Source organism: Streptomyces griseus subsp. griseus, from assembly GCF_003610995.1.
GTDB lineage: Bacteria > Actinomycetota > Actinomycetes > Streptomycetales > Streptomycetaceae > Streptomyces.
The window spans coordinates 7,021,105-7,034,000 of the sequence record NZ_CP032543.1 but is presented as its reverse complement, the minus strand read 5'-3'; the positions used below and the strand labels follow the sequence as shown (position 1 = coordinate 7,034,000).

The 12,896-nt window shown below is 70.9% G+C and carries 16 protein-coding genes and 1 pseudogene; 5 read left to right on the top strand and 12 right to left on the bottom strand.

The features are described 5' to 3' along the window. Positions 1–121 precede the first annotated feature (121 nt). The 3 genes from D6270_RS31445 to D6270_RS31435 form a co-directional block, all read right to left on the bottom strand. Positions 122–1,006 carry a hypothetical protein gene (locus D6270_RS31445; protein ID WP_109162326.1) on the bottom strand — a complete coding sequence of 295 codons (885 nt, stop codon included), beginning with the start codon at positions 1,004–1,006 and terminating at the stop codon, positions 122–124. Next, entirely contained in the window at positions 1,003–1,575 is a 573-nt protein-coding gene (locus D6270_RS31440) for an RNA polymerase sigma factor (protein WP_109162327.1), read from the bottom strand. Before D6270_RS31440 ends, D6270_RS31445 begins: the two co-directional genes overlap by 4 nt. A gap of 889 nt (positions 1,576–2,464) precedes the next feature. Beyond that, positions 2,465–3,367, bottom strand: coding sequence for a phosphotransferase (locus tag D6270_RS31435; protein ID WP_204117027.1), 903 nt, complete (start codon positions 3,365–3,367; stop codon positions 2,465–2,467). A gap of 310 nt (positions 3,368–3,677) precedes the next feature. Between D6270_RS31435 and D6270_RS33870 the strand changes: the two genes are divergently transcribed. Both D6270_RS33870 and D6270_RS33865 read left to right on the top strand, forming a co-directional pair. Beyond that, positions 3,678–4,034 carry a hypothetical protein gene (locus D6270_RS33870; protein WP_204117028.1) on the top strand — a complete coding sequence of 119 codons (357 nt, stop codon included), beginning with the start codon at positions 3,678–3,680 and terminating at the stop codon, positions 4,032–4,034. Positions 4,035–4,058: 24 nt separating this feature from the next. Then, a complete protein-coding gene (locus D6270_RS33865; RefSeq protein WP_109162329.1) occupies positions 4,059–4,406 on the top strand; it encodes an HNH endonuclease family protein in 348 nt (115 codons plus the stop codon). Positions 4,407–4,590: 184 nt separating this feature from the next. Here D6270_RS33865 and D6270_RS33510 read toward each other — a convergent pair whose 3' ends face one another. From D6270_RS33510 to D6270_RS31415, 3 genes and pseudogenes are all read right to left on the bottom strand, one after another. Continuing rightward, entirely contained in the window at positions 4,591–4,740 is a 150-nt protein-coding gene (locus tag D6270_RS33510) for a hypothetical protein (protein ID WP_162600258.1), read from the bottom strand. A gap of 89 nt (positions 4,741–4,829) precedes the next feature. Continuing rightward, positions 4,830–4,974, bottom strand: a pseudogene (locus D6270_RS33505) (IS481 family transposase); the annotation flags it as partial. 319 nt (positions 4,975–5,293) lie between these two features. After that, positions 5,294–6,259 (bottom strand): pirin family protein, encoded by a 966-nt coding sequence (locus tag D6270_RS31415; RefSeq protein WP_109162330.1) that lies wholly within the window; start codon positions 6,257–6,259, stop codon positions 5,294–5,296. 163 nt (positions 6,260–6,422) lie between these two features. Between D6270_RS31415 and D6270_RS31410 the strand changes: the two genes are divergently transcribed. Continuing rightward, positions 6,423–6,776, top strand: coding sequence for a tetratricopeptide repeat protein (locus D6270_RS31410; protein WP_109162331.1), 354 nt, complete (start codon positions 6,423–6,425; stop codon positions 6,774–6,776). Positions 6,777–7,048: 272 nt separating this feature from the next. Beyond that, entirely contained in the window at positions 7,049–7,570 is a 522-nt protein-coding gene (locus D6270_RS31405) for a hypothetical protein (RefSeq protein WP_225977005.1), read from the top strand. Positions 7,571–7,596: 26 nt separating this feature from the next. Here the strand turns inward: D6270_RS31405 and D6270_RS31400 are convergent, their stop codons facing one another. The 4 genes from D6270_RS31400 to D6270_RS31385 form a co-directional block, all read right to left on the bottom strand. After that, entirely contained in the window at positions 7,597–8,310 is a 714-nt protein-coding gene (locus D6270_RS31400) for a TetR/AcrR family transcriptional regulator (protein ID WP_109162333.1), read from the bottom strand. A gap of 32 nt (positions 8,311–8,342) precedes the next feature. Next, complete coding sequence (locus D6270_RS31395; protein WP_109162334.1) at positions 8,343–9,110, bottom strand: SDR family oxidoreductase; 768 nt, start codon at positions 9,108–9,110, stop codon at positions 8,343–8,345. Between the two features lie 208 nt (positions 9,111–9,318). Next, a complete protein-coding gene (locus D6270_RS31390; RefSeq protein WP_202418634.1) occupies positions 9,319–10,044 on the bottom strand; it encodes a CbtA family protein in 726 nt (241 codons plus the stop codon). A gap of 93 nt (positions 10,045–10,137) precedes the next feature. After that, a complete protein-coding gene (locus tag D6270_RS31385) occupies positions 10,138–10,353 on the bottom strand; it encodes a CbtB domain-containing protein (protein WP_015612945.1) in 216 nt (71 codons plus the stop codon). Between the two features lie 265 nt (positions 10,354–10,618). Here D6270_RS31385 and D6270_RS31380 point away from each other — a divergent pair, with 265 nt between their 5' ends. After that, positions 10,619–11,203 (top strand): histidine phosphatase family protein, encoded by a 585-nt coding sequence (locus D6270_RS31380; RefSeq protein ID WP_109162336.1) that lies wholly within the window; start codon positions 10,619–10,621, stop codon positions 11,201–11,203. On the opposite strand, the gene D6270_RS31375 is transcribed toward D6270_RS31380, so the two are convergent. Together D6270_RS31375 and D6270_RS31370 are read right to left on the bottom strand one after the other, a co-directional pair. Beyond that, positions 11,191–11,889 (bottom strand): 4'-phosphopantetheinyl transferase family protein, encoded by a 699-nt coding sequence (locus tag D6270_RS31375; RefSeq protein WP_109162337.1) that lies wholly within the window; start codon positions 11,887–11,889, stop codon positions 11,191–11,193. The genes D6270_RS31380 and D6270_RS31375 overlap by 13 nt on opposite strands. Next, positions 11,886–12,848, bottom strand: coding sequence for a metallophosphoesterase family protein (locus tag D6270_RS31370; RefSeq protein WP_109162338.1), 963 nt, complete (start codon positions 12,846–12,848; stop codon positions 11,886–11,888). Before D6270_RS31370 ends, D6270_RS31375 begins: the two co-directional genes overlap by 4 nt. Positions 12,849–12,896 lie beyond the last annotated feature (48 nt).

The following is a 12,896-nucleotide window of genomic DNA, read 5'->3' as shown; positions in this document are numbered from 1 at the left end:
GAAGGCGGAAGGCCCGGCGCCACCGTGCTTCGTTGGAGACGACCGGCTTGCTCATGGAGGTCCAACAGCCTCACCCACCCGTGATCCGAGACAGCCGCACCGGACCGAGCACCTCCCCTGCTCATCCCCACGCCCAGGTCCGATGCCGCCGGGCGCTCGCGATCACAGAGCGGGAGAGCTTCGGCCGGGGCTGGAGCCGGTTACGGATGCGCGCCGGGGTCGTATCGGTGGCGATGAGGATGCGGATGTGGTCGGTGAAGTCAGGGTCGGTCAGGGGCAGGTCGAAGTCGTCGATGTAGCCGACGGCGGCCGGGGCGTAGTCGATGACGGCCCCGACAGTGGCCGGCACAGCGGCCGGGCCCGCTCTGAGAGCGCCGAGGATGCGCAGGGCGGTGGGCAGCAGGCTCGCGTCCGTGGTGGAAACCTCCTCGAGAGCGTCGCTGACCGCGCCGGGGACCACGTCGGGCTCGACGCCGGGTGCCACGCCGCGGGTGACGGGGCGGTCGGTGGACGGGGTGTTGCGCAGCAGCTCGGTCTGCTCGTGCCACCAGCGCGCGGGGGCGTGTTCGCCCAGGGCGCGGTGGTGGAGGTAGAGACAGTAGGAGGCGGCGGGGTCGCCGGCTCCGGCGGCGTACTGCCACCAGAAGCGGGCGTTCTCCTCGGACTCGGCGAGCTGAAGGATGCAGCCCAGGACCCGGGCGCCGGGGGGCTCGGGCAGCTGCGGGGTGAGGAAGGTGCGCAAGGTGGGCAGCGCGGTGGAGCAGGTGACAACGGCCGCGCAGAGGTTGTGGAGGTTCTCGGCGGCCTCGGCGGCGGTCGGCTCGGCCGAGAGGCCTTCGGCGGCTGCGGGGGTGGGCTCGGAACTCGCGGCTACCGGGGCGGAGATGGGATCAAGCGCCTGGAAACGGGCGAGAACGCGGGCCTCGGCGGCGTCGACGTCGGCCTGGGTGTAGGGAACGGTGACGAGGCGGGCGCGGGAGAGGAATTCGTCGATGTGCGGGGTCATCGCCGCCCTTCCATGGTGCGGTCGGGCCCGAGGATCTCCCGCAGCCGGCGCAGGGAGTGACGGACCGTGGAGCGGACGGTGGCACTGGTCATCCCGAGTACGGCCGCGGCCTCGGGGGCGTTCATGCCCTGGAGGTAGATCATCACCATGACGTCCTGCTGCCGGTCGGTGAGCTGACTCAGGGCACGGAACAAGGCGAGGGACTCGGCGATCTGACCGATCGGGTCGACCGCGTCGCGCAGCGCGACCGTGTCGAAGGCGGCCTCGTCGATCAGCGGAGGTCGGCGGGTGCGGGCGCGGGCGTGGTCGACGACCTTGTTCCGCATGACCGTCCAGGCGAAGGCAGCGGGGTTCTCCGTGAGCAGGACCTGGTCCCAGGTGCGTAGCAGGTGCTCGAAGGTGCTGTCGATGGCCTCCTCGGCGTCCTGGCGGTGGCGGAGGTAGGTCTCGGCGTAGCGGACATAGCTGGCCCGGTTCATCTGGTGGAACGCGGTGAAGGACAGGTCCGGACGGTCGGCTGCGGTCACGGCAGGCGCGGCGGGGGTGTTCCGGCTGCGGCTTCGGGTCACCGGCCGTCTCCCCGCCCGTGACGGGCCATCTCGCCGACACCGGCACGCGCACCTTCGGCGACGAGATGCCGGAGCACGAGCCTGGAGCCGGCACCGACGGTCTGTGGCACCGGAGCGAGGATCATCAAGGCACCTACGAATTGGGACGTCACAGACGTTGGCCCCTCTCCTGGAAAGGTCCGGGCAGCGGCTGGAGTGCCCGGGAGTGCGCCGGAGTGCGCCTTCACCACAACGACGACCCCGAGCGCGCTGGTGTGCAGTGGCAACCCGAAGAATGTCACCCACAGCGAAACCCCGGTGACATACCGGTGTTCCCGACTGCTCATCCGGCGACGACAACCACCCCACGCCACCAGAACGCCGACCTCACCACCAGCAAACCTTCCAACGAAGCCCACTAGAGCGTGAATTCGCGCAAAAAAAGCAAAGAGACAGAGTGACCCACATCACTGCCCATCGACACGGAACGCACGCCACCGCACCCCGCCCAAACACCCGGCACCATCCTCCGAACCTCCAGTGCCCGCCACGCCGTTCAGCACCGGCCGTAACGAAGCCCCGGCGCACGGCGGCCGACGCAACGAAGCAAGGTCACCACATGCGGCCCCAACGAGTGACACACCCTCAGAGACACCTCTGAGTGGATGATTGGATACCTCTGAATACCAGGTGAAAGGGGCTTCCTGGCGCTCGGGGCAGGAGTCGCCGTTCTGGGAAAGCGTCAGGGTGACGGCATTTCCGAACGGCTCGCACGTCCGTAATGGGCGCAACGCCGGGAAGGTTGATGATCACGGTGACGGCCGAGTTCCTCCAGGCCCCTCCAGCTACCAGTACCGCCCCCGCGCGCGCTCCGGCAAGGGCGCTCCAGAGACCCGCCGCAGGTATCCGATCAGGCACTGAGCAGGGGCGCGAGATAGCCGCCCTCGCTGTCGAGGAGGTCGGTCAGCAGGCGGCTCGGGCGCCAGTCCTCGCGGCGTTCCTCGGCCGGGTCGAGGGTGAGGAAGATGTCGAGGTCGCGGAGTTGGTCGAGAACGGCGGCGCCGTGGATCAGGGCTGGGCCATGAACCGGATCCATGTGACGAGCGGCGATCTCCACCGCCGCGGCACCTGCCTCCGAATCGACGTGATGGCCTTCCTCGGACACGCGGGCTTCGCACACCAGCCGGCACAGATCGATCTCGATGGGACCGAGCACTGCGAACTCGAAGTCCAGCAGGGCGACGACCTCACCGTCCCACAGGGCGTTCATCAGGGCGAGGTCCCCGTGGTTGACGGTCTGCGCGACCTCGGGCGCAGCCCGGAAGTAGCCCCCGATGACTTTGTGGAGCTGCGACTGCTGGGCGCTGGAGAGTCCCAGGGCGGCTTCGGCGCGTCCGGCCGCGGCCGTGGCATCGCCGAACGTCGCCGGGACGAAACCCCCGTGTGATGCGACATGCGTCCTGAGAGACGGGGTCGCGTCGTGCACGATCAGGCTTCGGGCCCACAGCTGACGGATCGCCTGTCGTTGCTCCGCAGGTGTCAGCGTCGGCCACGCTTCGTGCAGGTTCTGGCCGCGAACCTCCGCGGTCACGATCCATCCGTGGCCCTCAGCGGTGCCCTCTCCGAGGATCTCCGGGTGCCCGACCTCTCGCGGCAGGGCACGTGCGAGCGCGGCCTCCCGGGCCATGTCGACGGGTGCATACGCGATCCGCACGGCGATACCGTCACCGACCCACGTCGCGTTCGAGTACCCGTTGGCTCGTCGCATCCGCGTGAGGTCGCCGCCGTAATGGGCTGCAACCTGGGTGGCCAAGCCCCGGACAAGGTCTACGCGCAACGGGTCACGACGCTCATCGAGGGGATGAACATCCGCACTGGGCTCTCGCATCATGCGAGCACTTTTCCACAGGCGCGTAGGTGCTGATCCGGCAGGGAAGCGTCGCCACGCTACCCCTGGCTTCGTCCTCGCCAGCGGCACCCCGTACTCCGGGCAATACCGCCGCACCACCCCACCCAAGCCCATACGACCGGCATCAAAGCCTCCGAGCGCTACGACCAGAGATTCCCATCAGGCACTGAGCTCCATGCATGAGACCGCATCAGCCCCTGAGCCACTGAAATGCTTGACGTCGTTCCGCCGCCTCAGCTTCCTGCCTGCCGCTCTGCTCACCGCCACCGCCCTCGCCGCCTCGTGTGCCGAGCCGGTGGAGGCCGACGACCCCAAACCCGCCGCATCCGGCAGCACCACCGCACCGTCCGGCGCGCCCGGCGGAGCGCCGGACAAGGGCGGCCTGCTCCTCGCGGACGCCATCAAGCAGATCCCCGTCGCTGCGGAGAAACGCACCGGGTACGAGCGCGACTCCTTCAAGCACTGGGCCGGCGAGGACGACGACTGCCCCACCCGCCAGAAGGTCCCGATCGCCGAAGCGGTCACCGCTCCGGAGCAGGGTGCCCGGTGCACGCTCAGTGGCGGCAGCTGACTGTCCTCCTACGACGAGGGAGAGGTGACCGACGCGAAGCAGCTCGACACCGACCACATGGTCCCGCTCGCCGAGGCCTGGGACAGCGGCGCCCACGACCGGACGCCCGAGCGCCGCGACGCCTACGCCAACGAAGTCGACGCCCGAAGCTCCCTGGTCGCGGTCACCGCGAGGACGAACCGGTCGAAGGCCGACAAGGACCCGGCCGCATGGATGCCGCCCGCCGAGGCTGCGACATGCACGTACCTGGTCGACTGGACCGCGACGAAGCTCCGCTGGGACCTGAGCGCGGACGCGACCGAGCAGGCAGCCCTCCTCGAACTCGCCGAACCGTGCGCCGACTCGACCGTCGATTACGAACCCGCCTTGTAGAACAGAGAGCGCCCATCCAGTGCGGCTCGCCTCCGCTCGCGCGGAGAGTACTGCATCGTGCCCCTCCCCTGGTCCGTGAGCAGCAGCTCACCTCCGCTCGAGCGGAGATGAGGAGGTCTACGCGGGACAGCTTCGGGGCCATGCCTTGCTGGCGGGGGTGCTTGTCTCGGTCATGTCCCGCCTCCTACCTGCTTCCGTAGGTCATCAGCGAGCTGCGGGCCCCGTAGGCGAGCTGGAGGCCGCGGCGGACGAGGGCCGGGCCGTAGAGCTGTTCGGCTGTCTCGCGGCCCAGGGTGTCGACGGCGACGGTGATCGGTGAGGTGTCGCCCACCATCAGCCGCTGGCGGGCGTCGTTGCGGGTCTCCGCGATCTCGGAGTCGTTCAGGCTTTCGTCGACGGTGGAGTGGACTAGGAGTAGCCGATCACCGGCGAGGCGGGCAGGCCCATGACCGGACCGATGCGGGCCGGTCCGAGCTTGCGGTCCCGACTCAGCGGCAGACCTGCGCCTCGACTTCGGCGGATGTGTCCGATGCGGGGTCCTGGCGGGGCAGCTGGAGCGGTCATGCAGGCTCTCGGCGAAGGCGGCTGGGCGATCAGCCGGATGAACTAGGCACCCCGTCACCCTCAGTAACTCCGCCTGAACCGGTTTTCCGGCATCCGGGCGACAGATGGCCATCATCACCTGACTGTCAATCAGGAAAGCCAGCAAATGGTCAGCATCGATCCGATTGAACCCTGACCCACAAGCTCGAACACGAGACTCGACCTACCACCCCTCAAATCCACTAGGCCCCCGAGCCCCGAGCACAAGACAGATACGAATCGGGCAGGACGGAGTAGCGGCCGCCAGTGGAAGCACGGCCAGCCCGCCCTTGGGTTTCCCCAGGTCAGCGCACTCGTCCGCGTGGCTTCAGCGGGGTCGTGGGCAGTTCCGGGGCGGACAGGCGAGCACCGGCGTAGCCCTGCACCTCGCCGAACCTCGAGCCCTCTTCCCAGTCCTTGCGCGCCTGTGCGATCTCCTCACCGGATCGAGCGATGAAGTTCCAGAACATCACGATCTCCTCCTCGAACGGCTCGCCGCCCAGGAGCATCAGGCCCGCGTCGGAGAGGGCGCGCAGCGGCAGTTCGGTGCGGCCGCAGCCGAGGTAGAGCATCGAGCCCGGCAGGACCGTTACGCCGTCCACCTCGGCCTCTCCGGACATCGACAGGACCGCGTACTCGAAGTCCGGGTCCAGCGGGAGGCGGGCCTCGGCGCCGCTGGTCAGGGTGAGGTCGGCGCCGACGATCGGGGTGTAGGCGGTGCCGGGTGAGGCGGCGCCGTCCAGTTCGCCGAGGATCACGGTGGCGGTGAGGCCAGGGGCGGTGACCGCCGGGAGGTCGGTGTGGTGCTGGAAGTGCGGCTCCACGTTGCGGTATTCGTCGGGCAGCGCCACCCAGAGCTGGGCACCGTGGAGAAACCTGGCGTGCGGCCTCGGGCTCTCCTCGGAGTGGCTGATGGCGCGGCCCGAGGTCATGAGGCCGAGCTCTCGCGGGCGTACGGTCTCCAGGCTGCCCAGGCTGTCGCGGTGCAGGACCTCACCGTCATGGAGCCAGCTGACGGTCTGGAGCCCCATGTGCGGGTGCGGCGGCACCTGCATACCTGGCTCGTCCGCGATGTCGTCGGGCCCGTAGTGGTCGACGAAAGCCCACGCGCCCACCATGCGGCGGCCCAGGTTGGGCAGCAGGCGGCGCACCTCGGTGGACTCTCCGAGCGGTACGCGGCGGGGGGTGAGGAGTTCACGGACCGGCTCGGCGACGACGAAGCCGCGCCCTCCGCAGACAGAGGGAGTGGCCTGGCGATCGAGATTGCTCATGGCGCTCAACCTATTCCCGTACGGGTGTGGCGCGTCGGTACCCACGCCAAAGATTTAGTGGAATGTTCAACCATTATGCGGTGTTGTCCTGGCTGGACGCACGGCGGGAGGGTAACCCAGTGGCCGGCACCGGGCAGGGCCCGCACGATGACGAGGAGGACGCGTGAGCGAGACCTACTACGAGTTCGGCACGGCCGCCGACCGGTGGGACCGGGCTCAGATGTTCTACGAGGCCAAGGAGTACCTGACGGCCGCCCGGATCCTGGGTGGGCTCGTCGAGGAGGCACCGGAGCAGGTCGCGCCTCGGCTGCTGCTGGCCCGCTCCTACTACCACTCCGCCCGGCTCGGCCGCGCCGAGGAGGAGCTGCGCGCCGTCCTGGAGCGCGACCCGGTGGAGAGCTACGCGCGCCTCATGCTGGGGCGGACGCTGGAACGCCAGGGGCGGCGGGCCGAGGCGGCGACGCAGCTGCGGATGGCCGCCGCGTTCGACGGCGACTTCGGGTCGCCGGAGAGCTGACCCGGTCCGTATGCGACCTGCGCGGAGGGACAGGGCCGCACCGGTACCGGTGCGGCTCTGTCCTCCTTTACCCGCCGGTACGAGCACTCGATAATGAGCTCTCCGGGCGAAGGGGCAGGGGGCGGGGAATGTGTAGCTCGACGGACGCCGAATTACGCCGGGCGCGGGTGGCCGCGCTCATCGCATCGGCGGCACTCGCGGTTTCCGGCTGCTCAGGTGGTGGCCAGGGCGGAGCCGAGGGCAGGGGAAAGCCTGGCGCCCGCGCACCGGGGGTGCACAGCTGGACGAGCCGCCCCTGCGAACTGCTCGCGAGCGCGCCGCCCGCCGAGGGGTTCACCGTCGGCTCCACCACCGATTCCGCCGACCCGGATCGCCGGGAGGACATCGGTGAGAAGGGCACCCGGCACCGCTACCGGCAGACCGGCTGCCTGGCCGGTCTCACGGGCCCGGACGGGGCGTCGTGGAAGCTCAGCGCGACCGCCGCCGTGTACGAGGAGGCCGGGCCCGCCCTCCGCGCGTACCGCATCGAGGAAGGCCTCGACCGGGCCCACGGGCGCGGGCCGGAGCGGCTCCACGACGCCGCGTACGAGAAACCGGCCGAGGCCCAGGGGCGCCCCGGCCGCACCCTCCTTCTATGGAACGGCGAACTCCTGCTCTCGGTGACCGCGTACGGCCCGTACGGCAGCGAGGAGCACGACGTACGCGAGGACCTCGGGAGCATCGTCGAGAACACCGCCCGTCGCATGGAGGACGGACTGCGTGTCGGTGACGCACCCTCCCCCACGCCGTCCTGACCCCGGCCGGGGGGGCCGCCCGGCGCTCAGTCCCCCGGGCCCGCGTTCGCCACCCGGCCCAGCCACTCCTTCATCAGCGCCGCCTCGGCCGTACTGAGCCCCGAGCCCTGCGCCTCCCGGAGCAGGGCGCTCAACCGCGCCGCCGCCGACGGGACTTCGGCACCCTGCGGCGTGCCCGCCGCCGCGTCGGGGGTGAGGATCGAAGCGTGCACGGCGTCGCGCACCCGGCGGGACAGGCCGGGGTCGTCGAAGGTCGTGGGGCGGGCGACGAGCATCAGCGCCACCCCCACATTGGCCGACATGACCATCTGCGCGGCCAGCTCGGGCGCGACCCGTATCCGGCCCTGGGCTGCCGCCCGTTCCAGGTCGCGGGTCAGGATGCGGTGCGATTCCAGGGCGGCGGCGGGAGGCGTCCGCATCGCCGGGGAGTTCATCAGGCGGTAGAGGTTCGGGTTACGGACGGCGAACTCCACGTGGCTGTCCCAGCCCCGGCGCAGGTCCTCCACGGGGTCCGCGCTCTCGTCGCGCTCACGTTTCGTCGCGAGATATCGCTCGAAGCCGTGGTCGACGACGGCCGACAGAAGGCCTTCCTTGTCCCCGAAGTGGCGGTAGAGCGCGGGGGCCCCGACCTGGGCCGCCTCGCACACGGCGCGTGTGGAGATGTCACCGTCGGGTGACTCGCCGACCAGATCGGCGGCCACCTGGAGGATGCGGGCCCGTGTGCTCGTGGTGGTGCTCATCGGACGGACGCTATCAAGCCGGGACACGGCGCTCAGACGATGCCGCCGTTGGCCCGGAGGACCTGGCCGTTGACCCAGCGTGCGGGGCCGGCCAGGAAGGAGACCACCTCGGCTATGTCCTGCGGGGTCCCGAGCCGCTCCAGCGGGGGCTGGGCGGCCATCCGCGCGACGGTCTCCTCGTCCTTGCCGTCCAGGAAGAGGGCGGTGGCGGTCGGCCCGGGGGCGACCGCGTTGACCGTGATGTCCCGGCCGCGCAGCTCGCGGGCGAGGATCAGGGTCATCGCCTCGACGGCCCCCTTGGTGGCGGCGTAGGCGGTGTAGCCGGGCAGGGCGAGCGACAGCACGGAGCTGGAGAAGTTGATGACGGCCCCGCCCGCGCGCACCCGGCGTGCCGCCTGCTGGTCGACGACGAAGGTGCCCCGGATGTTGGTGCGGTGCATCCGGTCCAGTACGTCGAGGTCGAGGTCGGCCAGCGGGGCGAGCGCCATCACGCCCGCCGCGTGCACGACCACGTCGACGCCGCCGTATGCCTGTTCCGCGGCGTCGAAGAGATCCGCGACGGCGGTCTCGTCGGCCACATCCGCGCGGTGGGCGATCGCCTCGCCGCCCGCGGCGGTGATGGCGGCGACGGCGGCCTCCGCCTCGGCCCGGTTGCCCCCGTAGCCGACGACGACCGCGAGGCCGTCGGCGGCGAGCCGCTCGGCGCTCTCCCGGCCGATGCCCCGGGAGCCTCCGGTGACGACAGCCACGCGGCGGGGAGCGTTGGTGGTGGAGACGGACTCGGACTGTTCGACGGTCATGACGTTGCTCCTGGCGACAGGGGTCGCGGCGGTTCCGTGCAACCCGACGACATCAACGTTAACACTTTTGCCGTAGCGTCGCTACTCTCTCTGGGTCTCCTGCGCGTAACACCGCTACCGCTGCCCGGAAGCCACCGCGGCTGCCCGCCCGAAACAGCGAGAACCCGCCGGGGTCGACCCCGGCGGGTTCTGTGCTTAACGCGAGCCGTCAGCCCACGGGCGTCGCCGCGCGGGGCGCGTCGGCACCGTTCGCGGAGACCAGCAGCCGCTCGGTGAGGTAGCCGAAGATCAGGCCGAAGCCGGTCCAGAACGTGGCCTGGACGGCGAGTGTGGAGAGCCGGAACTTCCAGAGCAGGGTGGCCGGGAAGTCCTTGCCCACCTCGTCGAACGAGGGCAGGAAGGCGTAGGCGAGGCCGATCACCAGGACGAAGCCGGCGGCCGCCGCGATGGTCGCGTTCCAGTTGCCCAGGCCCGGTGCGAGCCGCTTGCCGATGATCACGGCGGCGACGGCCAGCAGCAGACTGAGGGCGACCATCAGGAAGAACAGCGTGGTGCGCTTCCCGATGGTGTCGGGGTCGCCGACGGCCGGCGGGTTGGCCGGGTACTTCAGGAACGGCACGACGTAGACGGTGAGCAGGGCCGCTCCCGCGACCAGCGCGGCCGTGGCCCGGGGGCCGAACCTGCCGATGCGGCCCAGCGCGTAGGCGAACACGAGGGCGGCGATGCCGCCCGCCGCGACGCCGAAGACCAGCAGTGCGGTGGCGAGCCCGCCGGTCGCCTGCATGGTGCGGCTGACCAGCTCCTCTTCCTCACCGCCACCGTGGGCGGCGTGGCTGTGCGCCTCTTCGAGCGCGATGGCGGCGTCCACCTGCGACTCGCCGAGGAAGTACGCGACGGCGAGGGCCAGCGCACCCGCGATCACGCCCGCGATCATGCCGCGCACGAGCAGAGCTCTGACAGATATGGAGTTCACGAGACTTTCCCTGTTTCCCTTGATTCCTTCGCTGAACCGGATGTCGCGGGTGGCTCAGTGGCAGGGGAAACCGAGCAGGTGACGGCCGTCGTGGACCCATTCGTGGACGCCTTCACCCGAGATGAGGGCGGTGGCGCCCTGTTCGGCGCCGACGAAGTACAGCAGTACGAGCGCCAGGATGCCGACGAAGACAGCCCAGGGAGCGATGGCCTTCGCCGAGATCGGGGTGATCGCGGGTGCGCCGGTTGCGGGAGCGGCGGACTGCGCCATGGCGGAACCTCCTGTGGGAACACGCGTCCCTGTCGTGGTGCGTCGGACGAGGGCGCTGGGTCTGACTTCCCGCACAGGTACGGGTACACAGTGGCGCGACCGTGCCGGACTCTCACCGGACTTCCGTCACACCCTCGTCAAGTTCGACGTGACCATACCGCCTGTACGCAGGCGCCGCCATGGTGCAATCTGCGGAGTTCGGGGCCCCGAAACGCCTGACGGTCAAGGGCGTTGGGGCCTGCCCGGGACAACTTGAGGCAGGAACATGACAGTACGGGTGATGTTGGTCTCACCGGCGATGAACGCGGCGCTCCGGCAGGCCCGCTTCGACGGTGACGCCCCGCTGGATCGGGCCGGTGAGCGGAGCGCGCGGGCGGCGGCCGCCGCCGTGCCGAGGTCCGACGCCGTTCTCAGCGGCCCGTCCGAACGGTGCCTCGGAACCGCGGCCGCTCTCGGTCTCGCCGCCCGCCCCGAACCGGCGCTCACCGGCTGGGACCTGGGGCGCTGGAGCGGCCGGCGCCTCGACGAGGTGGGTGCCGCCGAACCCGCCGCGGTGGCCGCCTGGATGGGTGACCCCTCGGCGGCTCCGCACGGGGGCGAGTCACTGCGGGCGCTGGTGGAGCGGGTGGGCGGCTGGCTGGACGGAGTCCTGGGCACCGAGAAGGGGGGCGTCCTCGCGGTCGCCGAGCCCGCCGTCGTACGGGCCGCCGTCGTGCACGCTCTGGCGCTGCCGCCGGAGACGTTCTGGCGACTCGATGTCGCGCCGTTGGTCCTCACCGAGCTGAGCGGGCGGTCGGGCCGGGTGAACGTCCGGCTGGGGCGCCCGCTCGCCGCGCCTCAGCCCTCCTGAGCGCCGCCCGCCTCCTGCCAGTCGGGCCGCAGCAGCACCGCCGTGGCGACGATGCCGTCCTCCACCCGCCATGTCCCGTCCAGCACCGGCGGCACGGCGGGATCGGTGCGCAGCAGCCGGGCGGTGAAGGTCCCGCCCGCCGCCCCGTCGCCGGGCCGGTCCTCGCCCTCCCGGTGGAACGTCAGGTCCGCCTCGTCGAAGTCCAGCTCGGTCAGGGTGAGCGGGTACCAGGTCTTGAAGACGCTCTCCTTGGCGCTGAACACCAGCCGGTCCCAGTGGATCCCGGCCGCCGCGGTGAACCGCGCACGCTCCGAGGGGCGCACCACCAACTCCCCCACGCCTTCGGGCAGCGGGGCGTGCGGCTCGGCGTCGATCCCCAGCGACAGCACGTCCGCCGCGCGGGCCAGTGCCGCCGCCCGGTAGCCGTCGCAGTGGGTGAGGCTGCCGACGATTCCGTCGGGCCACAGGGGCATGCCGCGTCTGCCGTGGAGTACGGCGACGGGTTCCAGGCCGAGCGGGCGCATGGCCCGCCGCGCGCAGGCCCGCGCGGTCGTGAAGTCGTTGCGGCGTTTGGGCACGCTCCGGGCGACCAGCTCCTCCTCCTCGGGGAACAGGGTCTCCCCCGGCAGGCTCTCCTCGCGGGTCGCCGCGCAGGAGACGTACGCGGGCAGCAGCCTCTCGATCACAGGGAGCCTCCGGAGGTGGCGGTGCCGGTACGGGCGGGAGGCGTGGACTCCTGCTCGTACGGGAGGATCTGGCGAAGCAGACCGCGCGGGTGGCCGCGCTCGCGCCACTCCCGTGGGTAGCCGATCGAGACCTCCTCGAAGCGGACGCCGTCGTACCAGGTCGTCCGGGGGATGTGGAGGTGCCCGTAGACGACGGCGGTGACGTTGAAGCGGCGGTGCCAGTCGGCGGTGAGTTCGGTGCCGCACCACTGGGCGAACTCCGGATACCACATGACCGACGTGGGTTCCCGGACGAGCGGCCAGTGACCGGCGAGGACGAGCGGGATCTCGGGGTCGTGCTCGGCGAGTCTGCGCTCCGTCTCCGCGACCCGGGCCCGGCACCAGTCGTCGCGGGTCGGGTGGGGGTCGGGGTGGAGGAGGTACTCGTCGTTGCAGACGATGCCGGACTCGTGGGCGACGGCCAGCGACTCCTCCTTCGTGTGCGTGCCCGGGGCGCGGAAGGTGTAGTCGTACAGGAGGAACAGCGGCGCGATCGCCACCGGGCCGTCGGGGCCGGGCCAGCGGGGGAACGGGTCCTCGGGGGTGATCACGCCGAGCTCGCGGCAGATCTCGACGAGGTGTTCGTACCGGGCCTGGCCGCGCAGCTGGACCGGATCCTTGTCCAGGGTCCACAGCTCGTGGTTGCCGGGGGTCCAGATCACCTGACCGAAACGTTCCGCGAGGAGGCTCAGCGCCCAGCGTATGTCGTCGGGGCGCTCCGCCACATCGCCCGCGACGATGAGCCAGTCCTCGTCGGACGTGGGGCGGAGGGACTCCACGATGGGCCGGTTGTCGGAGACCGCCGCGTGGAGGTCGCTCACGGCCAGCAGGCGGCCGTCACCCCGTGGGGCGGGGTCGGTGCCGGGCGACGGAACGGCTGAAAGGGCACTGGGCGGTGCGGGATCGCTCGGAGCGGTCATGTGCGCTGGTTCCCCGTTCTGTCGGCCGTCGAGGGGCTCCGTCCGCAG